This is a genomic window from Candidatus Poriferisocius sp., from assembly GCF_965208355.1.
Taxonomy (GTDB): Bacteria; Actinomycetota; Acidimicrobiia; order Acidimicrobiales; family Bin134; genus Poriferisocius.
The window spans coordinates 1,072,049-1,098,059 of sequence record NZ_CBDBOM010000003.1; the positions used below are offsets into that span (position 1 = coordinate 1,072,049).

Genomic DNA, 26,011 nt, shown 5'->3' on the forward strand with positions numbered 1-26,011 from the left:
AGCGCATGATCAGAATGGAGAACGTCACCAAGGTGTACAAGGGCGAGGTGCTCGCCCTTCAGAACGCCTCCTGCGAGGTGCAGCGGGGGGAGTTCGTGTTTTTGGTTGGGCCGTCGGGATCGGGCAAGTCCACGTTCATGCGCCTGCTGAACAAAGAGGAGAAGCCCGATCGGGGCCGGATATACGTTGCTGGGAAGGACATCGGGCAGCTTCCCAGCTGGAAGGTGCCCTTCTTGCGCCGCAACATCGGGTGCGTCTTCCAGGACTTCAAGCTCCTGCCCAACAAGACCGTGGTCCAGAACGTGGCCTTCGCGTTGGAGGTAATCGGGCGTCCTAGAGGCGTGATCAAAGAGAAGGTTCCGGCCATCTTGGAGTTGGTGGGCCTGTCCAAGAAGATGCACAACTATCCCGACGAATTGTCGGGCGGGGAGCAGCAGCGGGTGTCCATCGCCCGGGCGTTTGTGAACCGCCCGCTGATCCTGCTGGCCGATGAGCCCACCGGAAACCTTGATCCGAACACCTCGCTGGGCATCATGACGCTGCTGGATCGCATCAACCGCACCGGAACCACCGTGGTGATGGCCACCCATGACCGCAGCATCGTCGACAAAATGCGCCGCCGGGTTGTGGAACTTGACCGGGGCCAGATCGTTCGGGACCAGTCCCGAGGCGTCTACGAATAGCCCATGGCATTGCGGGGTCTCGGCGACGGGGACCGGTGGGCGGGCGGTAGCCGATGAGCCTCAAGTTGGACTATGTCCTTCGGGAGACGGCCAGCAACTTCCGCCGGAACATCACCCTCACGCTGGCCACCGTCATCACCGTCACCATCTCGCTGACCCTTTTGGGCGCGGCGCTGCTGTTTGGCGACGCGGTCGACAACGCCACCGTTCGCTGGAAAGACGGCGTGGAGTTCATCGTGTTCATGGACCCCGAGATCAGTCCCGAGTTGGAGGAGGACGTCCGCCGCCAGCTCGAGGATGCTCCCGAGGTCAGCGGATTCACCTATATCGACAAGGACGAGGCCTACGCCGAAGTGCAGGATCTGCTGGGCGACTCGCCGGAGTTGGTGGAGGTGATCACGCCCGAGAGGCTGCCGGCTTCGTTCCGAGTCAAACCCACCGACACCCTGCCCGAGCGGGTTGACGAGCTAGCGGCTGCCTTCCGCACGCAGCCGGGGGTGGCCAGGGTGGTAACGGCCAGCGAGACCATTCGGGCCATCGAGGACTTGTCCAGCGGGTTGCGCCAGCGGGTGATCATCATCGCCATCGTGTTGTTGGTGGCCGCCGCTGTGCTGATCTTGAACACCATCCGCATGGCGCTGTTCTCCCGCCGCCGAGACATCGAGGTGATGAAGCTGGTGGGGGCCACCAACTGGTTCATCCGGGTGCCGTTCATGTTCGAGGGGCTTATTCAAGGCCTTATCGGCGGTGTGATCGCCATTCCCCTCATATGGCTGACCAACAACTTCTTCAGCGTGATCAACGACGATGTCTCGCTGGAGTTGCTGCGGGGTTTCACCGTCGATCCGTCCCGAGTGTGGGCCCTGGGCTTCCAGATGGTGGGGCTGGGAGCCATCGTGGGCACGGTGGGCTCCGGCATCGCCGTCAGCCGCTTCCTGGATACCTGACCGGCTGCCCTCGCCACTGCTGCTGGGCACCAGACGAACCGAATTTTCTCAGGGCGTAGTAGGTTCGCGGCAGTTGGCCTCGGCCTCGGTGGCCGATGGCCGGGCGAAAGGAGCAGCAGATGGCCCAGCAGGTTCAAGCCGTAGTCGCCAAGGCCAAGGGCGAGCCGGTGAGCATTGAGACCATCGAGGTGCCCGACCCCGGGCCGGGCGAGGCCCTGGTGGCCGTGCAGGCCTGCGGGGTCTGCCACACCGATCTCCACTACCGGGAGGGGGCCATCAACGACGAGTTCCCGTTTCTTTTGGGCCACGAGGCCGCCGGCGTGGTGGAGTCGGTGGGAGAAGACGTGACCAACGTGGCTCCCGGCGACTTCGTGATCCTCAACTGGCGGGCAGTGTGCGGCAATTGCCGCTCGTGTCTGCGAGGTCGTCCGTGGTATTGCTTTGCCACCCACAATGCCGCCCAGAAGATGACTTTGGATGGCCAGGAGCTGTCGCCCGCATTGGGAATCGGGGCGTTTGCCGAGAAGACTCTGGTGGCCGCGGGCCAGGCCACCAAGGTCAATCCCGAGGCCCAGCCCGAAGTGGCCGGACTGATCGGCTGCGGGGTCATGGCCGGACTGGGCGCCGCCATGAACACCGGCGGGGTAGGCCGGGGCGATTCTGTGGCTGTTTTCGGTTGCGGCGGCGTGGGCGATGCGGCTATCGAGGGGTCGCGTCTGGCCGGCGCCCACACCATCATCGGGGTGGACATTGACGACACCAAGCTGGAATGGGCTCGAGAGTTTGGCGCAACCCACACCATCAACTCCTCCCGGGAGGACCCGGTGGAGCGGATCAGGGAGCTGACCGGCGGCAACGGCGTGGACGTGGCCATCGAGGCCATCGGCCTGCCCCAAACCTATGAGCAGGCCTTTTATGCCCGGGACTTGGCGGGGGTCGTGGTGCTTGTCGGCGTGCCCAACCCTGAGATGCGCATTGAGCTGCCGATGATCGAGATATTCGGCCGCGGCGGTGTCCTCAAGTCGTCGTGGTATGGCGATTGCCTGCCATCCCGGGACTTCCCCATGCTGATCGATCTCTATCTCCAGGGAAGGCTCAACCTGGAGCGTTTCGTGTCGGAGACCATCTCGCTGGAGGGCGTTGAAGAGGCGTTTCACGCTATGGAGCGGGGTGAGGTGCTCCGGTCGGTGGTAGTTATCTGAAGGCATCGGGCTCATCAGCCTGGTCCACAGAACTAGAAATCACGGTTGACGTTCAGAAAGGGGAGTCGCTACCCTTTCCTGTTGCGGGTGGGGCTTATGGGGCCCATGAGGCTTGAGTAAGTCCTCAAGCCTCCCTTGACGGAGGCACCCGACATGCCTGAATTGAACCTGACAACGATCGTTACTTCGATCATCGTCCTGCTGCTGCTTGCCCTGCCATTTGTCGCCGCCCGGCTATCGCATTCCCGCCGACTCGTGACTCGAGACTCCCAGAAAGCGGGACCTGGGCCGGGATTCACCTACGCCTTGGTTCCCCCCAATGGCCATCCCGATGAAGGCGATGGTGAAGAGAAGGGCTCCTGGCAGTGGTGCTTGGCCTTCATCCCCGACGAGACGGCCGACGGCGGCTCTGAGATGCCACCCTGGTGGGCACCGGCGCCGCCCTGGAATGCGTCCGAGGAACTCGGCCCGGATTTCAACCGCGATGCTGACGCTTTGCAAGCGGTGTTCGACGAGACCAGCGCCTTTCCCGCGGCGAGGTAGTCAAGACTCTCGTCCATTCTCCGCCCCTAAGCATGGGTGGTTGGAGCATCATTGGGCATGGGCCAAGACCGGCACCTAGACCGGCGGCTGACCATGGTGCGCCGCCAGATCGAGGGGAGAGGCGTCCGCGACCCGCAGGTTCTGGGCGCCATGAGGACGGTTCCCCGCCATCGGTTCGTATCGCGGACGCTGGCCGGCGACGCCTACAAAGACCACCCGCTGCCCATCGGTTCAGGCCAAACCATCTCCCAGCCTTACATCGTGGCCCTCATGGCCGAGGCCGCCGCCATAGAGCCAGACCACCGGGTGCTGGAGGTGGGAACCGGATCGGGTTATGGGGCGGCTGTGCTGGCTGAGCTTGGTTCCTCGGTAATCTCCGTGGAGCGCCACCGCAAGCTGGCCAACTCGGCGGCCCGAGTCTTGGCTGAACTGGGGTATGACAACGCCACCGTGGTGTGCGCCGACGGGTCGCAGGGCCACCCGCCCGGCGCCCCCTTCGACGCAGTGGTGGTCACCGCGGCAGCCCCCAGCATCCCCTCAGCGCTTATCGACCAGCTCGCCGACGGCGGGAGGTTGGTCATCCCCGTGGGGCCGGCCTCGTTCTCCCAAAATCTCACTCTGGTTCGTAGAGACGGCGATGAGACCACCTCCGAGCGTTTCTGCCCCGTGAGGTTCGTTCCCCTCGTTGAGGAGTCCTGAGCGGGATTCTTCTCAGCTCCCTCCAACCAGGGGCCAATGGGTCAGCCGGGTGTATCGAGACCCATCAGGGTGGAGTTGGCTGGACACCAGCCAAAGCTCGCGGGCCAGGAACTCAGTTTCGAAGGGCTGCGCGACAACCGTGCCTGGCATACGCTTGCGGGCCCGGGCCAGGGTGAGATGACCGGTGAAATCCCGACGGTCGGGCGGCTGGCCAATGGCCTCAGTGCAGGTTCCAACTTCGGCCGCCAAATCGCTCAGACCATCCGCGGGCAGCGCCAGCACCCGCGCCCCCAGCCGCCTGCTGGCCGGTCCCAGCCGCACGGTGCTGACCGATCCCCGAAACCCCCGCAAACTGTCCTCCACCTCGTCCGGCTCCGTTTCCCCCAAGAACCTCAGCGTGATGTGCCACTGCTGCGGCACCGTCCACCGCAATCCCTCTACCTCGGGCCGCTCCAATCCGCCTAGCAGCTCCACAACCTCCACAGGCGGAAAAACAGCCAAGAACAACCGGGGCATGCTTCGCAGGCTACGGGCAAAGTCAGATCATGTTGTCAATTCAAAGCAGCGGATTGCCCGAAGGGGCCGGGTAGGGTGAGCGGGTGCTGCGGTTGAGCGGTGAGGTTTATTCCCAGGTCATTGCCCATGCGCTTGCGGGATTGCCCAACGAGGCCTGCGGGCTGCTGGCCGCACCGGCTGGGGGAGAGCAGGTCACTCGGTTCTTTCCAGTGCGCAATGCGGCGGAGTCGAGCCAGATCTACCGGCTCGACGATGCCGAGTACCTCCAGGTAGAGCAGACCGCAGATGACGAGGGGCTGGCGCTGGTGGCGGTGATGCACTCTCACACCCATACCACCGCCTATCCGTCGCCCACCGATGTGCGAGACGCCACGGCTTTTGACCCTTTCGGAGCGCTGCTCTATGTGATCGTGTCATTGAAGGATCCCGAGCCCGCGTTGCGCTGCTACCGGATTGCCGACGGGGCTATTGCTGAAGAGCCCGTGGCAGTCGAGGGGTAATCTGGCGTCTGTGACAGCGCACAAATCGGTGATCGATCTGATCGGGAACACCCCGATGGTGGATGTCACCGTGTTGTCACCCAATTCGTCGGTGGCCATTCACGTCAAGCTGGAGGGAGTCAACCCCGCGGGATCAGTCAAAGACCGGGTGGCCCGCGAGATGATCCTTGAAGCCGAGGCCGACGGCACCCTGGAACCGGGCCGCACCATCATCGAGCCTTCTTCGGGCAACACCGGGATTGCCCTGGCCATGATCGCCCGGCTCAGGGGCTATCCCATCAAGATCGTGATGCCCGAGAACGTCTCGGCCGAGCGCCGCCAATTGCTGGAAGTGTTCGGGGCCGAGATCATTTGGTCACCGGGCGCTGAAGGTTCGAACGGGGCCGTCCGCATGGCCCAGAAGCTGGCCGACGACAACCCCGAGTGGGCGTTCCTCTACCAGTACGGCAACGAGGCCAACCCCCGGGCCCACTACAACACCACCGGCCCGGAGATCTACGCCGACTGCCCCGAGATCACCCATTTCGTGTCGGGCCTGGGCACTAGCGGCACCTTGATGGGAGTGGGCGCTTATCTCAAAGAGCGCAAACCCTCAGTGCAGGTGCTGGCGGTGGAGCCCCCCGCCGGGGAGATGGTGGACGGGCTCCGCAGCTTGGACGACGGGTTCATTCCCCCGGTCTATGAGAAATGGGGCGGCGATCAGCTTCTGGACGGCAAGCGCATCGTGCGGCCTCGGGAGTCGATCGAATGGACCCGGCGCCTGGCGGAGGAGGCCGGCATCTTCGCCGGCATCTCCACCGGCGCGGCGCTGGCCGGGGCGGCCAGAGTGGCCGAGCGGACCGACGAGGGCGCAGTGGTGGTGGTGTCGGCTGACGGCGGCTGGAAGTACCTGTCCACCGGGGCATGGACCGATCCGATCGACCAGGTGACAGCTCGGGCCGAGTCGATTATCTACTTTTGAGCGCCGATTTCAAGAAATCTCCACTTGGACAGGTTTTATGGTCCTTGATGTGCTATAAGCACCCCGCGCTGCTAGGATTCCGATACCCAAACCACACCACCAAAGCTGGAGCACAGCTCCAGCCGAACGGCCTCGACTCATCCCGCCAGAGTCGAGGCCGTTCCTCTTATGTCGATTTGGACCGCTCAATTGTGTCCACGATGGTCCTGGGTGTCACCGTTATCGGAGATGACACGTATGAAGGCTGATCTATGAGGACAGCGCCATGAGAAGCGACGGGCGGGCGGCGGACGAGCTGCGTCCCATCGCTTTTGAGCGGGACTTCACCGAGATGGCCGACGGATCGGTGCTGGTCTCCTTCGGCCGCACCCGGGTGCTGTGCACTGCGTCGATTGATCCCGACGTGCCCCGGTGGATGAGGGGCCGGGGCACGGGCTGGGTGACGGCCGAATACTCAATGCTCCCGGGGTCTTCGCCTGAGCGGGTCAACCGGGAGGCGGCCCGGGGCCGCCAGTCGGGCCGCACCCAGGAGATCCAGCGCTTGATCGGACGCTCGTTGCGGGCAGTGACCGATGCCGCCAAGCTGGGCGAGCGCCAGGTGATCTGCGACTGCGACGTGCTCCAAGCCGACGGCGGCACCCGTACCGCCGCTATTAGCGGCGCCTATGTCGCGCTTCACGACGCTTTCAGCCGCTTGCTGGCCGCCGGAGCGATCGAGCAGCACCCGATGATCGAGGCTTGCGCCGCGGTGTCGGTCGGGGTCATTGACGGAATGCCGTCTCTCGATCTGCCGTACGTGGAGGACGTGGACGCCGAAGTGGACATGAACGTGGTGATGACCGAGTCGGGCCGCTTCGTGGAGGTGCAGGGCACCGCCGAGGGTCAGCCTTTTGGCCGAGATCAGCTGGATGCGCTGTTGGACTTGGCCACGTCGGGGATCGAGCAGATCATCAAGCGGCAAAACCAACTGCTGGCCGACCCGCCCGCGTCACGTTGAGCCTCGACTCGGACCAGCCATTGCAGTTGGTGGCGGCAACCGCCAACCCCCACAAGCTGACTGAGATCGCGGCCATCTTGGGATCGGCGGTTGAATTGCTGCCCCGGCCTGGCGATCTAGGTGAAGTGGTCGAACACGGCGACACGCTGGAGGCCAATGCCCGACTGAAGGCAGCCGCGGTTTGCGGGCACTCCGGTCAGCCCGCAGTTGCCGATGACACCGGGCTGGAAGTGGCCGCGCTGGGCGGAGCGCCGGGGGTGAAGTCGGCCCGCTACGCCGGTGAGCACGCCGACGACGCCGACAACCGGGCCCGGTTGCTGAATGAGCTGGAGGGGATGGCCGACCGGTCGGCTTGCTTTCGCACGGTGGCGGTAGTGGCGTTTCCCGACGGCGGCGAGGTGCTGGCCGAGGGCACGACCACTGGAACCATCGCCGGCGCTTCCCGAGGCGATGGGGGCTTCGGCTACGACCCGGTGTTCGTTCCCGACGGAGGAGACGGGCGCACATTTGCCGAGATGTCGCCCGACGAGAAGAACGCCGTCTCCCACCGGGGCCGGGCATTTCGGGCCTTGGCCGCCCAGTTGGGCTTGTAGCCTGTAAGCGCCTCGCGCCAGTGGCGGAACTTGGCAGACGCGCAGGGTTTAGGTCCCTGTGGGCGCAAGCCCGTGTGGGTTCAAATCCCACCTGGCGCACATTCTGAATTCCCCATGAACCGGGTGGCCGCCGCGTCGTCTGGCCATCCTGTGGAACACGAAGGCGGTTGTAGCATTCTGTTCATGGGGAGAGCGTTGCGAGCCGTCGCTTGTGTGGCCGTTACTGCGCTGTTGGCAGCGGCTTGTGGCACCGATGACGACTCTGCGACCCCCGACCCGACTGCTGCTCCTGTCGCAGCAACCACAACCCAGGTGACTGCCGAGCCTTCACTCGCACCAACCCCGACCCCTGAACCGACTCTTTACGTCCAGAGCTCAGGCTTAGCCTGCTACGGGGAGCAATCTGTCGGCTGGGAAGACATGATCGACCCGGATCACGTGGTCGGCGTTCCCACAGTGGATGAAGCTGCCGCCCTTTGGTGGAAGAGAGAATCCGTAGGCCGCTGGTGGAAAGGCCGCGACGGGAGATACTCCATCAGCGCAAGAGACCTCACCCAACAACTCAGCCAAGACGATTCCGTTGCCTTTCGCGACGCCGAAGGGAACGCGCAGGTTGTGCTATACGCAGCGCAGCTACCAGACGGCAATTGGATCATCGACGCAGGAGCAGCCTGCGCCTAAGCGATGGCAGCAACCCCAAGGGAGGGAGGACTAGGGGCTAACCCGCCTGGCGCTCACTCGAACTGCCCGTGCCTTGGCTGCAACAGCGTGTCTACACGACTATAGATTTCCGCTCGTGCAAACGATCTTGAAGCCCCGCCCAACCGTTCTGCTCGTTGCCTTAGTCGCGTTGGTGTCAGTGCTTGTCTCGCCGGTCGCGTCTGCTCAGACGCAGAGCGACGTTGAAGTGCGAGATCAACTGATCGCCAACCAGGAGAACTTGTTGAACACCTACCGCTGCCTGTTTGGGGTGGACACCGGTGTGGTACCGGGAGGATGTCCTACCCCTGATCGGATCGCGCCTGGTCCCGCACCTGCGAATCCCACACAGAACGACATTGACATGCGAGACGGGCTGGTCCAGAGCCAAGAAGCGCTGTTGAACGTCTACCGTTGCCAATTCGACGTTGACACCCAGCTCGTACCAGGAGGCTGTGGTGTCTCGGAGTCGCCTTTGGTCACGGCGGTTTGCCCGGACAACTTTGATCGGGCAGGAATGGAGTTCCAATACAACCCTGATGACTTCCAGAGCGATCCAGCCCTGACCGCTTTCGAGGAGGCTGTGGAGGAGTATTGCGGTGAATGGTGTGGTGAGTGGTGCGATACCACCATCGAGACAATTGTGTGCCCGCCAGGCACGGTGAGAAGCGGAGAGTCCGTTACCTACGAAAATCCTGGAACTCTTGGCGAAGACGATGCCATAGCCATCTTCTGCGGGGGGAGTGTCGTTAGCGAGGAGCTCGAGTGCCGCGATCCGTCCACCATCGGTGTGCTGGTGGCCAATGGGACCGACGTGTCCGGGGCAGCCGGTCGGCTCTCGGGCGAGTTGAATGCGGCCAACTACGTGACGCTGCCTCCGCACAATGCCAGTCCTCAGACGGGCTCGGCCTTCTACTACCGGGCCGGGTACGAGGTGGACGCCCAGTGCATTGCCCGGCTGCTGGGCGAGTCTGAGAAGCCCCTGTGGCCGATGCCCGATCCTCCCCCCGGTGGTCTCACTCTCGAGTCTCTGGGCAACGCATTTGTCCTCATCCTGATCGGACCCGACAGCCTGGCCCAGCGCCCCGGCTGACAGTCGGACAGCCTGAAGGCTGCAGTGGACGGTAAGACGATTATTTGGATTCTTGTCTCGGTCGTTGCGGTTGTGGCGATTGTTGCTTCCCCCACCAGGAGCAGATCCGCTCAAGACTCCTTGTAGTTGTCGGCAGGTACTCCCCATGCGTTTCCTTCGATGTGCCCTCTAAAGTCCCAAAGCCCTCGTGAGGGGAAGTGCCCTCGATGCTTGTTGGTCAGTTCGTCGTTGCCAATAAGCCGCAGAACATCGATCAGTGCTCCCTCCACTTCGAGCGCGGTCTGCTCGTCCATGCCATGACGGGCGATGAAGCACCTGACTTTGTGGCCCTCAGTTTCGATCTCACGTATTTTGTCAAGCCGCTTGTTGTGCCATTCATTCTCATCGGAGTGCTGTAGACGTGCGAGAAAACGATTGCCTTTCCCCTTCCCCACATAGAAGATCGTGCCGTCGCGCGGGTCTTGAAAGACATACACATAATGCTGCAAGTTCTCAGCTTCAACTGGCGTGAAGCCCTCCTGGTTAGCCATGAATCCTCCTATCGGACTGACTATGGCTTATCGACAATTCTGAATCCCAAATTCTCCAAGACCGTTGCAGCGGTATTCGTTGTAGTCACACCACCGCTGAAGCTTGGGGGTCCAGAGCCGTCAGGGTGATTGAGCGTATAGGCGACACCGCAGATTGCTTTAGAGTCATAGTCCTTACCATCCTCTACCAGCAAATATCTTGTGGCTGGCCCATAGCCGTAGCGGGCCAGAAAAGCCTCTCTCCCCATTTCGTCGTGAATGGCAATCGCCCTGTAGACGCTCTCCCGAGTGACGACTTCCGAAACGCTCATCCCCATTCTTCCTCCAATCCACCTTCGCGCCACACGCTAACGAAGCAGTATGCCCCGCTCCGAACCCACGCTTCTCAGCGCTCGGCCATCGTTTCTTCCTCCCAACAAGTCCTTGCGTGCATAGCAGCTTGCGGTGGCAGACCGGTCTTGTCGGGTTATGGTGGCCGCATGGCAAGGCGGCGGCGCTACAGGCAGTGGGGGTCCAAGCAGGGGCGCAACAAGCAGCGCCGATCTTCTGTGCGGGGGTACACACTGCGCGACCGTCGCGGCAAAGTCGTCTACGTGGGGACCACCAACAATGCTCGGCGGCGGGCTGCCGAACACCGCAGGTCTGGCAAGCGCGGGCGTATGCAGGTCGAGACTGGTGGGATGTCCAGGGGATCGGCCCGACATTGGGAAGCTGGAAGGCTGTCAGGTCACCGCCGAAGCAACAGAGGACGGAACCCCCGCTACAACAAGACAAGAAGCGGCGGGTGGGAAAGCTGGTAGCCAGCCCCGGCGAATCGACCTCACCCATGAACAGCAATCCATTGTTGTGCTTTTGCCGTGCGTAAGCCCAAACCGGCTGGGCCGAAATGGGGTCGGCTGGGGCTGTATGTCCTAGAGCGCACGTCTTACACCTAGTCCTTAACGAGAGAGCGAGGAATCAAATGCTTGGCGAATGGTGGATACCAGACTTGCCCACCGACCCCGACACACCTTACGAGTTGCCTGACCAAAGGACTTCCGGTGAATTGCAGGGCGACGAAAACGGTCCCTGGAACCTCAACACTCTTGGAGGGTTGTCACAGGATGGCCGCGTTGAATTCTTTGGCTCCGACACACCAGCACGCTCCCACGACACGGTGTGGGGAATGACAGACGATGGAAAGTGTGTGTCGCTCTTTGATACCTGGCGAAGTTCCTTTACCACCATTTATGCGTCACCCGCGACTGGTAAGGAAACGTGGTCGGTAGGGGGCTATGCTTCGGGCAGGTGTTGGGTTTCAAAAGACAGCGATATTAGTTTCATTAGGATCGAATACGATGTCTTGGGTGACTGGGCAAGTGACCGGGTTATGTCTAGCCATGAGTTGCGCGTTGAGGACCAGTCGCTATTGTTTCCATCAGCGTCGTCCTATGAGGCTCATATTGATGAAGCACGCATTGAAATCAAGAGCGGTTGGCATTTGGATGCGTCTTCGGATGGATACAAGGCAACGAGGACAGCCTCTATTGAAATCTATGACGATCTACAGATCAGGGATGTTATCGAGAAATGGGTACATCCACTTCGACAACTGTTGAGCCTATTGTCTCTAAAGCCAGCCAGAGCAGTAGGCATAACGGTCCAGCTTGCTGACAGCGAAGAACTTGTTGACCTTCATTTCAGTCTCTTGCAATCCGACAAAGAATACGACGGGAAGCGGGGACACATGGATATGTTGGCCACGCGCAAGGCATTCGCTGAACACGGAGTTGATGTATCGCAACTGCTGACAAATTACTTCGATCTACTAAAGAACGGTGATTTGAAAATGGCGTTGTCATATTTCATCCAGTCGCAAGAACGCACTGTAGACAAGAGTGCTGACGCCACATTTGTAAACGCCTTCAGAACGATTGAGCTTCTTCACACCCTAATTGGCGGCACTTCATTGCCACCTGACGAATACTCTCACCGAGTAGAAACCATCATTGAATCGTCGCCTGATGATCTGAAGGAATGGGTGTGTCGAATGCTGTCTAACCGAAATAACAAGGGATTGACAAGAAGGGTCGGTGAAGTCTTCGGCTTAGTCGGAAAATTGAGCTTGATGGTAAGAACGGCTTGGCCTGACGTAGATGCTGAAATCGTCAAGTACCGATCTATAGCTTCTCACGGCAACCCTACCCAGCAGGGCAGTCTCGGCTTGCGATACTACGCTTATGCCAAGTCTCTGCACTGGATTGCGAGATACATTTTCCTGATTCAACTGGGGCTGCCGCGAGCAGCAGTATCGCGGATCATTCGCAAACACGATTACTTCAGACAAGAAATCAGGATGATTAGAGAGTGGCACGCCGAAGTTGAAGAAAATACGTCTAGCTAGCTACTGGCAGTGCTTTTTGGCCTAAATCGCATGGCTTCGCGTGGCCTCTGACCTGGGGAAGCGCCACCCAGTCGAGAATGTGTCTCGGAATTCTTCAGAACGCGTCACACTTCTCAGAAACGCGGACGTACTACCTGGAGAAAGTCGTTTCGCGCGGACTCCAAGGCTGTCTAGGGGTCTCACTATGCCTGATTCGCTGTTAAGGCGTAGGCCACTATGAGATACCAGCCGACCCCCAGGGCGATGACCACTGCGACCGAGAGGGCTACGTATCGTTTGTAGTCCGCTAGGAACCAGTCGTTGATGCGCTGGGTAGTTTGGCGGATCAGCTTCATGTGCCTCAAGTGTACCGGGCGGCCTTCCCGCCCGTCTGAAGCCCTCTGACCTGGGGGAGCAGCAGATTGGCGAGCGGTAGCAATACAGATCGAGCACCAATGTGCTGATTTCTCAAATAGCCTGATTGGGACTGTCAGTGCAGGTAAAGACACTCAGTGGGGTATAGACGGCCTTCTGACTGGGGTATAGCTTCAGACCCCTATTCGTTTCCCTTGTGCCAGCAAGGGAAACGGGAGGTGGCTAAGACTCCACATGACTGATGACTTTCGGCGGGTTGTGACCGCGGTGGACGGTGACGGCCACTCGGTGGTGGACAGTGATGGTCTGCCGCCGGTGGTGATCAGCCCTCGCCATTCCGACCAGTTCCTCACCGCCATTTGGACGGTGGACGAGCTCCCAACGAGCTACACCGCGCCGGGCGACCGGGACGGCTTCAGGCTGGCGCCGGCGGCCGGTGGGGTGAACATAATCCGCAACAAGTTGCCGCCCGACTCGGCGGTGTACGTGGACGCTGACGGCAGTCCCCGCCCGGTGGGCGATGACGAGAATCTCCACCGCACCGCCACGGTGGACTTCATCTGCGTGCTGGAGGGGGAATTGTGGCTGGTGCTGGAAGGCGATGACGACGTCCACCTCCGAGCCGGGGACTGCGTGGTGCAGCGGGGAACGGTTCACGCGTGGCGCAATCGCACCGATGAGCCCACCACGTTTCTGGCGGTGCTCATCGACGCCGACGAGGACACGCTGCCCGCGGCGCCCATCGGCCCGGAGGCACTGTGAGCGTCCCCCGGGAAGAACCGCCGGACAGCGAAGCCCGGCAGGCTTGGCAGGACCTGGTTGGCGCGCTGGCGGAAATCGACGCCGATTGGATCGGGCCCCAGAGGGGCTTGGCCCCCGGCCGAGAGCACCTGGGCATCCGGGGATTGGCCATGGCCCTGTGGGGGGCACTGGACCTGTATCTGGAGAACGAACCCGAGCGGCCCCACTTCGTGCGCCTCATCTCCCCGTACCGGAAATGGGGCGACAACCCCGACGCCATCTACTTCTTCGCACCGCTGCGGGGCGACCTCACCTATCGAGTGCAGGGACGACGGGGCCGGGAGGTCTATCTGTCGCTTACCGTGCACGGCGGCGACCGCGACGGCCACTGGCCGACCCGGGTGGTGGCCGAGCTCAATATGGATGACATGGCGTTCGAGGACGACGGACGATTCGAGGTGGTGCTCTCGCCGGATGCCCAGGGCGGCAACTGGATGCCATTGGAGGAGGACGCCGGTTCGGTGGTGGTCCGGTTCTACTTCAATGAGGCCGAAGCCGCCTCAGCTCAACCCGACCTGGTGCCCGATCTGCGCATCGAGACAGTCGACGGACCTGAGCAGGCCCCGGTGCCCGACGATGCCGCGGTAGCCCGTCGCCTGAGGCGGGTGGAAGCGTGGGTGCGCTCGAAGTTCGGCGGCCAGATGCTCGGCTCCCAGCCCCGACGGCGGCCGACCTGGTACTCCGATGCGCCCAACACGATGGGTCCGCCGGTGGACTGGACCGACAGCGACGGCGGTGGATGGGGGGCGGTGGACATCGCCTATTCGGCCGGGGAGTACGAGCTGGCCCCCGACGAGGCCCTGGTCATGGAGGGCCGGATTCCCGAGGGCTTGTTCACCAACGTGGTGATCTGGAACGAGCTGGGCCAGACGGCCGACTACCTGGAGCGCACCGTGTCGCTGAACGACGCCCAAATGGAGATGGGAGAAGACCGCCGCTACCGGGTGGTAATCGCCCACCGCGATCCCGGCGTGCCCAACTGGCTGGACACCTGCGGTGAGCCCCGGGCTGCGGTGTTCTGGCGGTTCATGCTTCCCGCCGAACCCCCTGATGCTCCGGTGTGCACGGTAATGCCGGTAGATCGGGTGGCCGAGACGCCGTAGCGGCCCGGTACGATTGTGGCCATGACCAACCCCGTCCTGTTCGAGCCGGGCAGCCCCGAGCGCGGCGCTTTCGAGATCTACAACCGGCTTCTGAAGAACCGAATCGTGTTTCTCGGAACCGACGTGAACGACGACATCGCCAACTACATCACCGCGCAGCTTCTCTATCTGGAGGGCGAGGACACCGACAAGGACATCTGGCTCTACATCAACTCCCCGGGCGGGTCGGTCACCTCGGGCATGGCCATCTACGACACCATGCAGTTCATCACCCCCGATGTGGGAACCATCTGCATGGGATTGGGCGCCTCTATGGGACAGTTCCTGCTGTGCGCCGGCGCTCCCGGCAAGCGCTACGCCCTGCCCCACGCTCGAATCATGATGCACCAGCCCTCCGGCGGGGTTCGGGGTCAAGCTGCCGACATCGCCATTCAGGCCGAGCAGCACGCCTACGTGAAGTCGCTGCTGGCCGAGCGCATCGCCACCCACACCGGCCAGTCGGTGGAGCAGGTGGAGGCCGACTCCGACCGCGACCGCTGGTTCACCGCCGAAGAGGCCAAGCAGTACGGCATCATCGACCACGTGATCGTCAAGCGCGGCGAGATGCTCTGATCGGTAGCAAGCCGCTTTCCTTTCCAGCTTCTTCGAACAGCTAGCCCCGCACGTCCAGCCGCACCTCGCCGGGGATCCTGTCGGGATCGACGAAGACAACAGGGCTGTCCCAGTCCAAATCCAGGCCGCAGTGCTCCGCGGCGTAGCGGGCCAATTCGGCGGAGGCCGTCCCGCTCTCCTCTAGCTGGGCGGCATCGAGCCCGGCGCTTTCCTCCCCGCTGAACACCCCGATGATGAGACTGGCGGTGTCGATGATGACGGCCAGCGACGACTCGACCTCCAGGGGCGCCACCCGTTGAATCGACTCCAGCTCGTCGACAACCGCCTGCGCGCCGCCGGGATCATCGGAGTAGTCGGCGGCCAGGGCGCCCTCGGGGCCGAAGGCGGTCTCCAGTCGCCCGCAGAAGGTCTCCAAGCTGGGCTGGTCATCGTTGCCGCAGGCGCTGAGCGCCACCGCTGCCAGCGTCAGAACCCCCAGCACCAGCGCCAGTGCAGCCGCAGTCGGCTGTCGCATCGTCAGTGCTGAGCGGCTGCTTCTCGCAACTCACCGATGGCGTGGTTGAACCCCAGCTCATCGGAGAACACCGCGCTGCCGGCCACAAACACCCCCGCTCCGGCCTTGGCGGCGGCTCCGATCGTGCTCCGTCCGATGCCGCCGTCCACCTCGAGTTCCACGTCGTGTCCGCCGTCGTCGATCATGGCCCGCACCTCGGCCACCTTGGACTCCATCGCAGCGATGTACGACTGGCCGCCCCAGCCGGGGTTGACGGTCATCACGAGCACCAGTCGGCAGAGGTCCAGCACATGGGCCACGGCCGAAGCCGGGGTGGCCGGGTTGAGGGCTACGCCCGCTTCCATTCCCAGCTCTCGGATGGCCCCCAGGGTGCGGTGCAGGTGAGGACAGGCCTCGGCGTGGACGGTGAGCAGCTCGCAGCCGGCCTCGGCGTAGCGGGGGGCCAGCTCATGGGGCTCTTCCACCATCAGGTGAGCCTCGAACGGCAACGACACCAGGGGTCGGATCGAGGCGATCACGTCAGGACCGAAAGTGAGGTTGGGAACGAATCGGCCGTCCATCACATCCCAGTGGATCCGGTCGGCCCCGGCCTTCTCCAGCCCGATGCACTCCTCACCCAGCCGGGCGAAATCGGCAGGCAGCACTGAAGGCGCGATCAAAATGTCTGAGGCCAAGACCTCTTCGGCCATGAACCGACCCTACCCGGTGCTGGCCTGGGAAATGTGAACCATTTGGTTGGCCTGTTCAGCGCAGCATTCCGCCGTCGACGAACACCGGTCGGCCGCTCATGAACGCCGAGGCGTCGCTGGCCAGGAACACCGCGGCCCCCACCAGGTCGTCGGGGACGCCGAGGCGGCCGAAGATGGTTTCGGCGGCCACCTGCTCCTCGAAGCGGGCCCGGGCCTCGGGGTCGCGGGGCAGGATCATGTCGGTGGCCACCGGGCCGGGAACCAGCAGGTTCACCCGCACTCCCCGGCTGGCCCACTCCCGGGCCATGGTGGTGGTCCAGTTGGCCATGGCCGCTTTGACCGCGCAGTACGCCCCGATGCCCTCCATAGGCTGAAAGGCCCCCAGAGCGCCGATGTTGATGATCGATCCGCTCCCGTTGGCGGCCAGGTGATCGAGCGCAGCCTGTGACAGAAACAGCGGCCCCTTGAGGTTCACGGCCAAGATGTCGTCCAGCTCCTCGGGGGTGACCCGGGTGGTGACGTGGGGACGCAGCACGCCGGCGTTGTTCACCAGCACATCGAGGCGGCCAAAGCGCTCGATGGTGGCCTCGACCAGCGGCTGATGCTGGTCGAGTTGGCCGATGTCGAGCTGGGCGGCCATGGCTTCGCCACCGGCGGCGGTGATCTGGTCGGCCAGGGCCTGGCATGCATCCAGCGTGCGACTGGCGGCGACCACTTTGGCCCCGGCCTCCGCCAGCCCCAAGGCCAGCGCATGGCCGATTCCCCGGGAGGCTCCGGTGACGATGGCCACCCGCCCACTCAAATCGAACTTGTCGGTCATCGCATCAATCCTGTCCCTGCGCGGCCAGCCAGTGCTCGAGGCTGGCGTCCTCCCAGTCGTCGGGCCCGTACACCGTGCGGGGCAGCGGGGTCATCAGGTGGGTGTCGCCGCCGGTGACGTATTCGGCCGAGCGCTGCTCCCAGGCGGTGATCCGATCATCGGCGGTTCCCTCATCGCACAGACCCCGGGTGGTGTCGCGGTTCTGGCGAAAGGTGACATGGGAGGCGATGTCGGTGGCCCACACCATCACCACCTCATGCTGGTTGTTGAGCACCTCATACAGCCCGGTTGGTCGGTGGCCGTAGTCAGCCATGAGAGGAACCCGCTCCTGTACCACCGCGGCCAGGAATTCCAGCGGCGTACCCGGCTGCACGGTGAGGATCTCGTTAACGAACAGCGTGCCGGCGATGCCTTCTTCGACGATCTCGGCAGTGTTCGGACTGCCTGGCACGCCCCCGCACAGCCGGTCGAACCCGCCGGAGCGCCACTGGGCGGCTTCGTCCCACCAGTCGCCGTAGAACGCCTTGCGCCGCTTCAGGTTGAGCCGGTCGAGGTTCTTGGCCAGGCCCTTCCAGCCCTCTGAGCCGATATCCCAGATGTTGATCACCTGGGGCCAGCGCCCTCCGCCCGCGCCCAGGATGTAGAAGGCGCCCTGGAGCCCGAACATCTCCGGCATGCGCAGCACCGGGTCTTGCCACAGGTGCTCCATGTAGTCGTACTGGCCCTGGCCGATGATGTCGACCACCTCGTACAAATACAGGTCGCGGTTCATTCCAGGTCTCCCGGATGGTCAGTGCTCGTACGGTGGGGCTTCATCATCCGCCGACGTTACTGGGCTGAGGCGGTCAGATGATGAGGGCCTAGGCTCTGCCTGTGCGGCGCGAGACCCAGGTGGAGCTGATCCGGGAGCTACTGGATCACCACGCCGCGGGTACCACGCAGCTTGCCGACGACACGCTGGCGCTGCCCGCCGCGGTCTACACCAGCGAGTCCCACTGGCAGGCCGAGCGGGAGGCACTGTTCCGCCGCCGCCCAATAGTGGCCTGCCTGTCGGGGGCGGTGGCGTCAGTGGGCGACTACGTGTCGCTCATCGTCGGCGGGGTGCCGCTGGTGGTAGTGCGGGGCGACGACGGGGAGCTGCGGGCGTTCCGCAACGTGTGTCGGCATCGGGCCTCATCGGTAGTGAGCGGCTGCGGATCGGAGGCCGCGTCGCTACGGTGCCCGTTCCACGCCTGGACCTACCGGCTCGACGGGTCGCTACTGGCCCGACCCCAGGCGGGGGAGGGATTCGCTGGAACCGACGAGTCCGATCTCGGCCTGGTGCCGGTGCCAGTGGGGGAGGCCTGCGGCCTGGTGTTTGTGCGGGCCGAGGGCGATGAATCGGTGGACGCCGCCGGGCTGGTGGGCGATGCCGCCCAAGATCTCGACGACTTCGGCGTGGGCGGCTACGTCCCGTTCGACCGGTGGGAGTCGAGCTGGCCCTGCAACTGGAAGCTGCTGGTGGACACCTTCTTGGAGTCGTACCACGTGTTCTCGCTGCACCGCACCACGGTGGGCCGGTACTACCTATCCCAGCCCATGACCTATCGCGGCTATGGCCCCAACCTGCGGTTTCAAACCTGCCAGAAGTCGATCCTGGAGCTGGCCGAGGCCCCCGAGGACCAGTGGGACCTGCTCAGCCGGGCCACCGTGGAGTACCTGATCGCTCCCAACACCATCCTGAGCCACAGCGTGGACCACTTCGCCGTCTACCAGTTTCTGCCCACCACGGCCGACCACACCGACATCACCATGACCCTCTACACCCCTGAGTCGGTCACCGACCAAACCCGCCCCCACTACGAGCGCACCCTGGAGCTCCACCAAAAAGTGGGCGCCGGTGAGGACTTCCCGCAAGCGGTCAAGATCCAGCAGTCCCTATCCTCGGGCCTGGTCAGCGAAACAATCGTCGGCCGTCACGAAGTGGCCCTCATCCACTTCCACCAAGCCTTGGACAAGCTGCTGGGCTGATGAGGGTCTCCTTAACCGAGCCGGCTAGCCGAATTGGTCGGCTTGCCAGGCGAGGGCGGCTTTGAAACCTTCGGTCCGGATGAGGTGGCCGAATTGTTGGGCGGCGGGGGACTGGTGGGCGATCACGTTGTGCTCGCGGGCCAGCTCCTGGGCCATGGTGTAGCCCATCAGCTCGAGGACCTTGTTGCAGATGGCCTTGTTGGCGGCGGAGATGTCACCGGGCACGGTGGCCATCCGGCGGGCCAGGGCGTGGGTGTGGTCGGCCAGCTCGTCGGCGGGCACGGCCTCCAGCACGAACCCGGCCCGGGCTGCGGTGGCCCCGTCGATCATGTCGCCGGTGAGCAGCAGGCGCTTGGCCCACTGCGGGCCGGCCAGATAGGTCCACATGTGGGTGGAGGGAGAGGCCATAGACCGCACGATGGGGTAGCCGAACTGGGCGTCGTCTGAGCAGACAGTCATGTCGGCGTGGAAGGCGATGTCGGTGCCCACCGCCAGGCAGTAGCCCTGCACTGAGGCGATGACCGGGGTGCGCAGCCGCCACATCTCCTCGAATCTCCGAAAAGGCTCCACCAGGGCCAACTCCTGCTCGAAAGAGCGGGAGTCGTAGTCCAAGTCGATCTCATCGGGGTCGAGATCGATACCCGAGCAGAACGCCCCACCCGCGCCCTGAACAACTATGGCCCCTACGTCGGGAAGGGCGTCGGCATCGGCCAGCGTGTCGAAGAACTGCCCGAGCTGGGCCATGGTCAAGGCGTTGCGCCGCTCGGGGCGGTTCAAGGTGATGTAGCGCACCCGCTCCCGATCCTCGGTGAGTATGGCGGTCTCGGTTTCTGTGGTATCTGGCACGGGGCCGACGGTAGCGCGACCGACTCGGGACTGAGGCCGCCGTTCAAGCAGACACCGCCGAGAATGCGGCGGTACCCTGGTTCCGTGGACGATCTCGGATACTCCCCCTTCGACTGCGACAACCACTACTACGAGGCGGTGGACGCCTTCACCCGCCATGTGGACCCGGCCATGCAACCCCGCTGCGTGCAGTGGGCTGAGGTGAACGGCCGCCGCTACCACTTGGTGGGGGGCAAGATCAGCAAGGCAGTGGTGAATCCCACGTGGGACCCCATCGCCCTGCCCGGGGCCCTGCACAACTACTTCCGGGGTAACCCCGACGGAACCAACATCGCCGACATGCTCCGTGAGCGCGAGCCGCTGCCCCGCTATTACGTGGACGACCGCGACGCCCGGGTCGACAAGGTCCACCAGCAGGGCCTCCAATCGGTATGGCTGTTCCCCACCTTGGGGGTGCTCTATGAGGAGCTGATAAAGACCGATCTCGAGGCGGTGAAGGCCCTGTTCGGCGGGTTCAACCGCTGGCTCGAAGAACAGTGGGGCTTTGCCTACCGCGACACCATTTTCGCCGCCCCCTACATCCCGCTGGGCGACGTGGACTGGGCTTGCCAGGAGCTGGAGTGGTGCCTCGAAAAGGGCGCCCGCACCATTGTTATGCGCCCCGCCGCGGTATGGACGGACTACGGCTCGCTGTCGCCCGCCGACGAGCACTTCGACCCATTCTGGGCCCGGGTGAACGAGGCTGGGATCTGCGCGGTGGTCCATGCCGGCGACAGCGGCTACACCACCCAGGGTTATGACGAGGACGGGTTCGCCTCGTCGAGTATGGGCAGGCAGCGCAAGTACAAGCCCAGTATCAAGGCCTACAACATCGAGCGGGCCGCCTACGACTATCTCATCACCTTGTCGCTGGAGAAGCTGTTCGAGCGGTTCACCAACCTGCGCATTGCCTCGGTGGAGAACGGCTCGCAGTTCTTGGGCGACATGTTCCGCAAGCTGGAGCAGGCCACCCGCAAGAATGTGGGCTGGTTCAAGGAGGATCCCTCCGAGCTGTTCCGCCAGCATGTGTGGATCAACCCCTTCTGGGAGGACGACGTGGCCGAGGTGGTCCACTACATGGGGGCCGACCGGGTGATCTTCGGCAGCGACTGGCCCCATATCGAGGGAATGCCCCAGCCGCTGGACTATCTGGTGGAGCTCAAGGACAAGGACTTCGACGACGCCACCGAGAAGAAGATCCTCCTCGACAACGTCACCGAGCTGAACCAACTCCAACCAGCCTGACGTCGGTCTGAAGCCAGACGCCGCCCCCCGGCGGCACCCCGCTACCCGGTGGGGTCGAAGTGGGGGTTGTTGAGGTCGTAGCGGGCCACGGCGTCTTTGGCCACCTCCGGGTCGAGGCTGCCCTCGGCGGCTAGGGCGCTCAAGATGGCCGATATCACGCTGTTGGCGTCGGTCTCGAAGAAGCGGCGCAGCGACTCGCGGGTGTCGGAGCGGCCGAAGCCGTCGGTGCCCAGCGGGATGAAGCGGCGGGGGACCCAGCGAGCGATCTGGTCGGGCACCATGGTCATATAGTCGGTGACCGCCACCACCGGTCCCTGGCTTCCGGCCAACCGCTGGGTCACCATCGGCACCTGGGGGTCTTCGTCGGGGTGCAGGCGATTCCAGCGCTCCACCTCCAGGGCCTCCTCCCGGGCTGCCTTGAACGAGGGAGCACTGAGCAGGTCCACCCCGATCCCGTAGTGCTCAGCCAGCTCGGCCTGGGCGTCGCGGGCGGCCTGGTGGGCAGTTCCGGAGAAGATGATTGAGGCCTGCTGCTCGGTGCCGTCCAACGCGTGGTTCCACTGGTAGAGCCCCGACAAGATGTGCTCGTCGCTGATGAAGTCGGCCCGGCGGGGCTGGCGGTAATTCTCGTTGTAGATGGTGATGTAGTAGAAGACGTCCTCGCCGCCGCCGTTGCCGTACATCCGATTCAGCCCGGAGCGCACGATGGCCCCCAACTCATAGGCGAAGGCCGGGTCGTAGGCGCAGCAGGCCGGCACGGTGGTGGCCAGCAGGTGGCTGTGCCCGTCCTGGTGCTGCAATCCCTCGCCCAACAGGGTGGTGCGTCCCGCGGTGGCCCCCATCAAGAAACCTCGGGCCCGGGAGTCGGCCGCCGACCAGATCAGGTCGCCCACCCGCTGGAATCCGAACATGGAGTAGAAGGAGTAGAACGGCACCATCGGCACGCCCATGGTGGCGTAGCTGGTGGCCGCTGCCGTCCACGAGGCCAGCGACCCGGCCTCGGTGATGCCCTCCTCCAAGAGCTGGCCGTCTTGGCCCTCGGCGTAGGACAGCAGCAGGTCGTGGTCCACCGGCTCATATAGCTGGCCCTCGGATGCGTAGATCTTGAATTCCCGGAACAGGGAGTCCATGCCGAAGGTGCGGGCCTCGTCGGGGACGATGGGTACGACGCGGGCCCCGAATTCTTCGTCTCGCATCATGTTGCGCAGCATCTGGGTGAACACCATGGTGGTGGACACCTCGCGCCCGCTCGATCCCTCGTCGTAGTCGGTGAACATCTTGTCGTCGGGCAGCTTGATGGGCCGGCGGATGTTCACCACCCGGGTGGGCAGCGGGCCGTCCAGCTCCCGTCGGCGGGCCATCAGGTATTGGTGCTCGGGGGAGTCGTGGGGGGGCTTGTAGTACGGGGGGTTGGCATCGTCTTCGAGCGCCTCGGCCGGGATTTCCTCTTCCAAGTGGAGCCGGGAGCGCAGGTCCATGAGCTGGGCGGTGGTCATCTTCTTGACCTGGTGGGTGGCGTTGCGGGCCTCCAGGCCCTCTCCCAGCGTCCAGCCCTTGATGGTCTTGGCCAAGATCACCGTGGGCCGATCGGTGGCCTCCACCGCGGCCTTATAGGCGGCATACAGCTTCAAGTAGTCATGGCCGCCCCGGGGCAGGTCCTCAAGCTGGCGGTCGTTCAGGTGGGCCACCATCTTGCGCAGTCGGGGATCGGGTCCGAAGAAGTTCTCCCGGATATAGGCCCCGGACTCGGTGGCGTAGCGCTGATACTCCCCGTCCACCGTGGTCATCATCTTCTCCAGCAGAACGCCGTCCACATCGGCGGCCAGCAGCTCGTCCCAGCGCGAGCCCCAGATCACCTTGACCACATTCCAACCCGAGCCCCGGAAGTTGCCCTCCAGCTCTTGAATGATCTTGCCGTTGCCCCGCACCGGGCCGTCGAGGCGCTGGAGATTGCAGTTCACCACCCAGATGAGGTTGCCCAGCTTGGCCCGGCCGGCCAACGATATGGACCCCAGCGTCTCCGGCTCGTCGCACTCGCCGTCGCCCACGAAACACCACACCTTGGAGTCGCTGGTGTCTTCAATGCGGCGGTCGTGCAGATAGCGGTAGAAGCGGGCGTGGTAGATGGAGTTGATCGGCCCCAAACCCATCGATACCGAGGGGTACTCCCAGAAGTCGGGCATGAGTCGGGGGTGAGGGTAGCTGGACAGCCCGCGGCCTCCGATCTCCATCCTGAAGTTGTCGAGCTGCTCCTCGGTTAGCCGGTCCTCGAGGTAGGCCCGGGCGTAGATGCCGGGTGCGGCGTGACCCTGGATGTAGACGGCGTCGCCAGGCAGCCCATCCTCCTTGCCCCGGAAGAAGTGGTTGAATCCCACCTCGTAAAGGGCGGCCGAAGAGGCGAAGGTGGACAAGTGGCCGCCGATGCCGTCGGCTCGCTTGTTGGCCTTCACCACCATGACCGCGGCGTTCCACCGGATGAAAGCCCGAATCCGACGCTCTATGTTCTCATCGCCGGGGAAAAACGGCTGGTCGGCAGTGGGGATGGTGTTCACATACGGTGTTTGGACGGTGCCGGAGAGGCCGACGCCCAATTCGTCGGCTCGGTCCAAGAGGCGGCGGAGCAGGTACCGGCCTCGCTGCCCGCCGGAAGCGCTGACCACCGCGTCGAGGCTGTCGAGCCATTCGCGGGTTTCGTCGGGATCGGTGTCCGGCAGCTGGTGTGAGAAGTTCACGGCCACGCCACCATGCTTTCAACTCTGGGATGATCGTGCCACCATGAGATGGTGACCGAGACCCAAAAGCCCACGGTGGTGTACACCGACGGTGCCTGCCGGGGTAACCCCGGCCCCGGGGGATGGGCTTGGGTGGTGCCCAATGGCCAGTCGGCCTCGGGAGGGGCGCCGCAGACCACCAATCAGCGCATGGAGCTGAACGCGGTGTTGGAGGCGGTGCGGTCGGTGGAGGGGCCGCTGGAGGTGTTCAGCGACTCAACTTACGTGGTCAACTGCTTTAGGGATCGGTGGTGGGAGGGGTGGATCCGCCGGGGTTGGCGCAACAGCCAGAAGAAGCCGGTGGCCAACCGCGATCTGTGGGAGCCGCTGATTGAGCTGGTGTTGGCCCGGGAGATCGAATTCGTATGGGTGAAGGGCCATTCTGGCAACCGCTGGAATGACGAAGCCGATCGCTTGGCCACCGAGGCGGCCGACAGTCAGGACGTAGTAGACGTGGTGGAGGAGCAGTCGCTGTTCTGAGCGAAGTTAGAGTTGGTTGCCCTCTGAGCTGAACCTTGAGACGAGGTTGTCGAGGGTGGCGGCGATGTTGGTCGCAAAACTCTCGGGGGTGTACGCCACCGCAGCCATGAAGCGGTTGATAGCGGGGGAGGTGGTGAAGTCGGCCGACTCGGTGACCCGAGTGCCTCCGGCCACCGGCTCGAGTTCGTAGCGCCACCGGTTTTTGCCCCAATGGCACCAGGCGATGCGGCGGTTCTCCTCGAACTCCACCACGGTGCTGGTGGTCTTGTAGGGGAAGCCGTACATCTTCATGGCCATTTTGAACTTCGAACCCATCTGCATGGGGCCCGATCCGGAAACAACCTTCTGCACGGTGCCTGATCCGTCGATCTCGGAGTGGCGAGCCGGATCGGCCAGCAGGGCGAAGATCTCTTCGGCAGGAGCGGGAACCACCCGGCTGTCGGTGAATACGCGCTTGTACATCAGAGAATTTCCTTTAGCGTCGGGAGCAGATCGGGGTGGCGGAACTCGAAGCCCGCATCGGCTAATGCGGCGGGATGGGCTCGGGTGCTGGAGAACAAGAGCTCGTCGGCCAGCTCGCGGCCGACCAGGAGCCGGGGGCCGAAGCGGGGAACAGCCAGGGCAGCGGGGCGGCGCAGCACCGAGGCCAGGGCACGGGTGAACTCCCGGTTGGTGACGGGGTTGGGGGCGCAGAGGTTGGCCGGTCCGGCGAAGTCGGACTCCAGCAAGAAGACCAGGGCCCGAACCTCGTCTTGGAGAGAGATCCATGGCCACCACTGCTGGCCCCGGCCCAACGGCCCGCCCAGGCCCAGCTTGAACAACGGCAGCATGCGGGTCAGAAATGGGGCGTTGTCGGCCACCACCAGACCGGTGCGGGCCAGAGCCACCCGGATGCCCTCACTCTCCGCCTCAACAGCGGCCGCCTCCCAGTCGGCGGACAACCCGGCCAGAAAACCGGTGCCGGGGCCGGACTGCTCATCGAGCACTTCGTCGCCCCGGTCCCCGTAGTAGCCCACCGCCGAGCCGGCTACCAGCACTGCCGGTGGATTCGAGGCCGCACCCATGGCCTCCACCAACAGCTCGGTGGCGTCCACCCGGCTGATGCGCATTTCGCGTTTGCGGCGCTCGCTCCAGCGACGGTCCCCGATGCCCGCTCCCGCCAGATTCACCACTCCGTCGATGCCGTCGAACGCGTCGTCATCTATATCGCCGGTCGCCGGGTTCCAGTAGCGGGAGTCCTCGGCGCGCGACTGCTGATTGCGCACTAGTCGGACGACTTGGTGGCCCGAGGTCCTCAGTTGGCTGACCAGTGCCGACCCGATCAGCCCCGAAGCCCCGGCAACAGCAATCCTCACAGCCTCAGGGTAACGGAGAGAACGGG

General features: G+C 63.8%; 30 protein-coding genes and 1 tRNA gene. 19 read left to right on the forward strand and 12 right to left on the reverse strand.

The genetic code is table 11. The features are described 5' to 3' along the window. Positions 1-5: 5 nt before the first annotated feature. From ftsE to ACOGXH_RS06265, 5 genes are all read left to right on the forward strand, one after another. Positions 6-683, forward strand: coding sequence for a cell division ATP-binding protein FtsE (ftsE, locus tag ACOGXH_RS06245; RefSeq protein ID WP_419928244.1), 678 nt, complete (start codon positions 6-8; stop codon positions 681-683). Between the two features lie 53 nt (positions 684-736). Beyond that, a complete protein-coding gene (locus tag ACOGXH_RS06250; RefSeq protein WP_419928245.1) occupies positions 737-1,630 on the forward strand; it encodes a cell division protein FtsX in 894 nt (297 codons plus the stop codon). A 119-nt stretch (positions 1,631-1,749) separates the two neighbouring features. After that, positions 1,750-2,832 (forward strand): S-(hydroxymethyl)mycothiol dehydrogenase, encoded by a 1,083-nt coding sequence (locus ACOGXH_RS06255; protein WP_419928246.1) that lies wholly within the window; start codon positions 1,750-1,752, stop codon positions 2,830-2,832. Between the two features lie 153 nt (positions 2,833-2,985). Continuing rightward, positions 2,986-3,375 carry a hypothetical protein gene (locus ACOGXH_RS06260; protein ID WP_419928247.1) on the forward strand — a complete coding sequence of 130 codons (390 nt, stop codon included), beginning with the start codon at positions 2,986-2,988 and terminating at the stop codon, positions 3,373-3,375. 57 nt (positions 3,376-3,432) lie between these two features. After that, on the forward strand, positions 3,433-4,074 hold the full coding sequence (locus ACOGXH_RS06265; protein ID WP_419928248.1) for a protein-L-isoaspartate(D-aspartate) O-methyltransferase: 642 nt from the start codon (positions 3,433-3,435) through the stop codon (positions 4,072-4,074). A gap of 12 nt (positions 4,075-4,086) precedes the next feature. Here ACOGXH_RS06265 and thpR read toward each other — a convergent pair whose 3' ends face one another. Continuing rightward, positions 4,087-4,590: an RNA 2',3'-cyclic phosphodiesterase gene (thpR, locus tag ACOGXH_RS06270; protein WP_419928249.1), complete on the reverse strand. Its 504-nt coding sequence runs from the start codon at positions 4,588-4,590 to the stop codon at positions 4,087-4,089. Between the two features lie 83 nt (positions 4,591-4,673). Between thpR and ACOGXH_RS06275 the strand changes: the two genes are divergently transcribed. From ACOGXH_RS06275 to ACOGXH_RS06305, 7 genes are all read left to right on the forward strand, one after another. Beyond that, entirely contained in the window at positions 4,674-5,090 is a 417-nt protein-coding gene (locus ACOGXH_RS06275) for a Mov34/MPN/PAD-1 family protein (protein ID WP_419928250.1), read from the forward strand. Positions 5,091-5,100: 10 nt separating this feature from the next. Beyond that, on the forward strand, positions 5,101-6,051 hold the full coding sequence (locus tag ACOGXH_RS06280) for a PLP-dependent cysteine synthase family protein (protein WP_419928251.1): 951 nt from the start codon (positions 5,101-5,103) through the stop codon (positions 6,049-6,051). Between the two features lie 265 nt (positions 6,052-6,316). After that, positions 6,317-7,048, forward strand: coding sequence for a ribonuclease PH (gene rph / locus ACOGXH_RS06285; RefSeq protein WP_419928252.1), 732 nt, complete (start codon positions 6,317-6,319; stop codon positions 7,046-7,048). Then, the gene (rdgB, locus tag ACOGXH_RS06290; protein WP_419928253.1) at positions 7,045-7,641 is read left to right on the forward strand and encodes an RdgB/HAM1 family non-canonical purine NTP pyrophosphatase; all 597 of its coding nucleotides are present in this window, start codon (positions 7,045-7,047) and stop codon (positions 7,639-7,641) included. Before rph ends, rdgB begins: the two co-directional genes overlap by 4 nt. 14 nt (positions 7,642-7,655) lie before the next feature. Continuing rightward, positions 7,656-7,740, forward strand: a tRNA-Leu gene (locus ACOGXH_RS06295). A 321-nt stretch (positions 7,741-8,061) separates the two neighbouring features. Further along, positions 8,062-8,322, forward strand: coding sequence for a hypothetical protein (locus tag ACOGXH_RS06300; protein ID WP_419928254.1), 261 nt, complete (start codon positions 8,062-8,064; stop codon positions 8,320-8,322). Between the two features lie 226 nt (positions 8,323-8,548). Next, positions 8,549-9,433: a LytR C-terminal domain-containing protein gene (locus ACOGXH_RS06305; protein WP_419928255.1), complete on the forward strand. Its 885-nt coding sequence runs from the start codon at positions 8,549-8,551 to the stop codon at positions 9,431-9,433. Between the two features lie 110 nt (positions 9,434-9,543). Here ACOGXH_RS06305 and ACOGXH_RS06310 read toward each other — a convergent pair whose 3' ends face one another. Both ACOGXH_RS06310 and ACOGXH_RS06315 read right to left on the reverse strand, forming a co-directional pair. Next, positions 9,544-9,963, reverse strand: coding sequence for an LEM-3-like GIY-YIG domain-containing protein (locus ACOGXH_RS06310; RefSeq protein WP_419928256.1), 420 nt, complete (start codon positions 9,961-9,963; stop codon positions 9,544-9,546). Positions 9,964-9,983: 20 nt separating this feature from the next. Next, positions 9,984-10,274 carry a hypothetical protein gene (locus tag ACOGXH_RS06315; protein ID WP_419928257.1) on the reverse strand — a complete coding sequence of 97 codons (291 nt, stop codon included), beginning with the start codon at positions 10,272-10,274 and terminating at the stop codon, positions 9,984-9,986. 650 nt (positions 10,275-10,924) lie between these two features. On the opposite strand from ACOGXH_RS06315, the gene ACOGXH_RS06320 reads away from it, so the two are divergent. Next, positions 10,925-12,346, forward strand: a complete 1,422-nt coding sequence (locus tag ACOGXH_RS06320) for a HEPN domain-containing protein (RefSeq protein ID WP_419928258.1) — start codon at positions 10,925-10,927, stop codon at positions 12,344-12,346. Positions 12,347-12,528: 182 nt separating this feature from the next. On the opposite strand, the gene ACOGXH_RS06325 is transcribed toward ACOGXH_RS06320, so the two are convergent. Next, on the reverse strand, positions 12,529-12,681 hold the full coding sequence (locus tag ACOGXH_RS06325; protein WP_419928259.1) for a hypothetical protein: 153 nt from the start codon (positions 12,679-12,681) through the stop codon (positions 12,529-12,531). Positions 12,682-12,934: 253 nt separating this feature from the next. Here ACOGXH_RS06325 and ACOGXH_RS06330 point away from each other — a divergent pair, with 253 nt between their 5' ends. From ACOGXH_RS06330 to ACOGXH_RS06340, 3 genes are read left to right on the forward strand one after another with little or no spacing between them, the layout of a single operon-like run. Further along, entirely contained in the window at positions 12,935-13,462 is a 528-nt protein-coding gene (locus ACOGXH_RS06330; protein ID WP_419928260.1) for a cupin domain-containing protein, read from the forward strand. After that, the gene (locus ACOGXH_RS06335; RefSeq protein WP_419928261.1) at positions 13,459-14,604 is read left to right on the forward strand and encodes a DUF1214 domain-containing protein; all 1,146 of its coding nucleotides are present in this window, start codon (positions 13,459-13,461) and stop codon (positions 14,602-14,604) included. Before ACOGXH_RS06330 ends, ACOGXH_RS06335 begins: the two co-directional genes overlap by 4 nt. A 21-nt stretch (positions 14,605-14,625) precedes the next feature. Further along, the gene (locus ACOGXH_RS06340) at positions 14,626-15,216 is read left to right on the forward strand and encodes an ATP-dependent Clp protease proteolytic subunit (RefSeq protein ID WP_419928262.1); all 591 of its coding nucleotides are present in this window, start codon (positions 14,626-14,628) and stop codon (positions 15,214-15,216) included. Between the two features lie 40 nt (positions 15,217-15,256). On the opposite strand, the gene ACOGXH_RS06345 is transcribed toward ACOGXH_RS06340, so the two are convergent. Genes ACOGXH_RS06345 through ACOGXH_RS06360 form a run of 4 tightly spaced genes read right to left on the reverse strand, consistent with a single transcriptional unit; the run spans position 15,257 to position 18,011 of the window. Beyond that, positions 15,257-15,730 carry a hypothetical protein gene (locus ACOGXH_RS06345; RefSeq protein ID WP_419928263.1) on the reverse strand — a complete coding sequence of 158 codons (474 nt, stop codon included), beginning with the start codon at positions 15,728-15,730 and terminating at the stop codon, positions 15,257-15,259. A gap of 2 nt (positions 15,731-15,732) precedes the next feature. Further along, on the reverse strand, positions 15,733-16,419 hold the full coding sequence (gene rpe, locus ACOGXH_RS06350; RefSeq protein WP_419928264.1) for a ribulose-phosphate 3-epimerase: 687 nt from the start codon (positions 16,417-16,419) through the stop codon (positions 15,733-15,735). A 55-nt stretch (positions 16,420-16,474) separates the two neighbouring features. Next, positions 16,475-17,239 (reverse strand): SDR family NAD(P)-dependent oxidoreductase, encoded by a 765-nt coding sequence (locus ACOGXH_RS06355; protein ID WP_419928265.1) that lies wholly within the window; start codon positions 17,237-17,239, stop codon positions 16,475-16,477. A 4-nt stretch (positions 17,240-17,243) separates the two neighbouring features. Next, on the reverse strand, positions 17,244-18,011 hold the full coding sequence (locus ACOGXH_RS06360) for a hypothetical protein (RefSeq protein ID WP_419928266.1): 768 nt from the start codon (positions 18,009-18,011) through the stop codon (positions 17,244-17,246). 101 nt (positions 18,012-18,112) lie between these two features. On the opposite strand from ACOGXH_RS06360, the gene ACOGXH_RS06365 reads away from it, so the two are divergent. Further along, the gene (locus ACOGXH_RS06365; RefSeq protein WP_419928267.1) at positions 18,113-19,249 is read left to right on the forward strand and encodes an aromatic ring-hydroxylating oxygenase subunit alpha; all 1,137 of its coding nucleotides are present in this window, start codon (positions 18,113-18,115) and stop codon (positions 19,247-19,249) included. Positions 19,250-19,273: 24 nt separating this feature from the next. Here ACOGXH_RS06365 and ACOGXH_RS06370 read toward each other — a convergent pair whose 3' ends face one another. Then, complete coding sequence (locus ACOGXH_RS06370; RefSeq protein WP_419928268.1) at positions 19,274-20,095, reverse strand: enoyl-CoA hydratase-related protein; 822 nt, start codon at positions 20,093-20,095, stop codon at positions 19,274-19,276. Between the two features lie 84 nt (positions 20,096-20,179). On the opposite strand from ACOGXH_RS06370, the gene ACOGXH_RS06375 reads away from it, so the two are divergent. Next, complete coding sequence (locus ACOGXH_RS06375; RefSeq protein ID WP_419928269.1) at positions 20,180-21,379, forward strand: amidohydrolase family protein; 1,200 nt, start codon at positions 20,180-20,182, stop codon at positions 21,377-21,379. Positions 21,380-21,420: 41 nt separating this feature from the next. Here ACOGXH_RS06375 and aceE read toward each other — a convergent pair whose 3' ends face one another. Beyond that, complete coding sequence (aceE, locus tag ACOGXH_RS06380; RefSeq protein ID WP_419928270.1) at positions 21,421-24,117, reverse strand: pyruvate dehydrogenase (acetyl-transferring), homodimeric type; 2,697 nt, start codon at positions 24,115-24,117, stop codon at positions 21,421-21,423. A gap of 45 nt (positions 24,118-24,162) precedes the next feature. On the opposite strand from aceE, the gene ACOGXH_RS06385 reads away from it, so the two are divergent. Continuing rightward, positions 24,163-24,630 carry a ribonuclease H family protein gene (locus tag ACOGXH_RS06385; protein WP_419928271.1) on the forward strand — a complete coding sequence of 156 codons (468 nt, stop codon included), beginning with the start codon at positions 24,163-24,165 and terminating at the stop codon, positions 24,628-24,630. Between the two features lie 6 nt (positions 24,631-24,636). Here the strand turns inward: ACOGXH_RS06385 and ACOGXH_RS06390 are convergent, their stop codons facing one another. Together ACOGXH_RS06390 and ACOGXH_RS06395 are read right to left on the reverse strand one after the other, a co-directional pair. Next, positions 24,637-25,092: an SRPBCC family protein gene (locus ACOGXH_RS06390; RefSeq protein WP_419928272.1), complete on the reverse strand. Its 456-nt coding sequence runs from the start codon at positions 25,090-25,092 to the stop codon at positions 24,637-24,639. Then, positions 25,092-25,985, reverse strand: coding sequence for a TIGR01777 family oxidoreductase (locus ACOGXH_RS06395; protein WP_419928273.1), 894 nt, complete (start codon positions 25,983-25,985; stop codon positions 25,092-25,094). Before ACOGXH_RS06395 ends, ACOGXH_RS06390 begins: the two co-directional genes overlap by 1 nt. Between the last annotated feature and the right edge of the window lie 26 nt (positions 25,986-26,011).

What these genes read in the sequence shown, in the direction of transcription:
- ftsE (WP_419928244.1), top strand. Translation starts at nt 6, where the DNA reads ATGATCAGAATGGAGAACGTCACCAAGGTGTACAAGGGCGAGGTGCTC.
- ACOGXH_RS06250 (WP_419928245.1), top strand. Translation starts at nt 737, where the DNA reads ATGAGCCTCAAGTTGGACTATGTCCTTCGGGAGACGGCCAGCAACTTC.
- ACOGXH_RS06255 (WP_419928246.1), top strand. Translation starts at nt 1,750, where the DNA reads ATGGCCCAGCAGGTTCAAGCCGTAGTCGCCAAGGCCAAGGGCGAGCCG.
- ACOGXH_RS06260 (WP_419928247.1), top strand. Translation starts at nt 2,986, where the DNA reads ATGCCTGAATTGAACCTGACAACGATCGTTACTTCGATCATCGTCCTG.
- ACOGXH_RS06265 (WP_419928248.1), top strand. Translation starts at nt 3,433, where the DNA reads ATGGGCCAAGACCGGCACCTAGACCGGCGGCTGACCATGGTGCGCCGC.
- thpR (WP_419928249.1), bottom strand. Translation starts at nt 4,590, where the DNA reads ATGCCCCGGTTGTTCTTGGCTGTTTTTCCGCCTGTGGAGGTTGTGGAG.
- rph (WP_419928252.1), top strand. Translation starts at nt 6,317, where the DNA reads ATGAGAAGCGACGGGCGGGCGGCGGACGAGCTGCGTCCCATCGCTTTT.
- ACOGXH_RS06300 (WP_419928254.1), top strand. Translation starts at nt 8,062, where the DNA reads ATGATCGACCCGGATCACGTGGTCGGCGTTCCCACAGTGGATGAAGCT.
- ACOGXH_RS06310 (WP_419928256.1), bottom strand. Translation starts at nt 9,963, where the DNA reads ATGGCTAACCAGGAGGGCTTCACGCCAGTTGAAGCTGAGAACTTGCAG.
- ACOGXH_RS06315 (WP_419928257.1), bottom strand. Translation starts at nt 10,274, where the DNA reads ATGAGCGTTTCGGAAGTCGTCACTCGGGAGAGCGTCTACAGGGCGATT.
- ACOGXH_RS06320 (WP_419928258.1), top strand. Translation starts at nt 10,925, where the DNA reads ATGCTTGGCGAATGGTGGATACCAGACTTGCCCACCGACCCCGACACA.
- ACOGXH_RS06325 (WP_419928259.1), bottom strand. Translation starts at nt 12,681, where the DNA reads ATGAAGCTGATCCGCCAAACTACCCAGCGCATCAACGACTGGTTCCTA.
- ACOGXH_RS06330 (WP_419928260.1), top strand. Translation starts at nt 12,935, where the DNA reads ATGACTGATGACTTTCGGCGGGTTGTGACCGCGGTGGACGGTGACGGC.
- ACOGXH_RS06340 (WP_419928262.1), top strand. Translation starts at nt 14,626, where the DNA reads ATGACCAACCCCGTCCTGTTCGAGCCGGGCAGCCCCGAGCGCGGCGCT.
- ACOGXH_RS06345 (WP_419928263.1), bottom strand. Translation starts at nt 15,730, where the DNA reads ATGCGACAGCCGACTGCGGCTGCACTGGCGCTGGTGCTGGGGGTTCTG.
- rpe (WP_419928264.1), bottom strand. Translation starts at nt 16,419, where the DNA reads ATGGCCGAAGAGGTCTTGGCCTCAGACATTTTGATCGCGCCTTCAGTG.
- ACOGXH_RS06355 (WP_419928265.1), bottom strand. Translation starts at nt 17,239, where the DNA reads ATGACCGACAAGTTCGATTTGAGTGGGCGGGTGGCCATCGTCACCGGA.
- ACOGXH_RS06360 (WP_419928266.1), bottom strand. Translation starts at nt 18,011, where the DNA reads ATGAACCGCGACCTGTATTTGTACGAGGTGGTCGACATCATCGGCCAG.
- ACOGXH_RS06390 (WP_419928272.1), bottom strand. Translation starts at nt 25,092, where the DNA reads ATGTACAAGCGCGTATTCACCGACAGCCGGGTGGTTCCCGCTCCTGCC.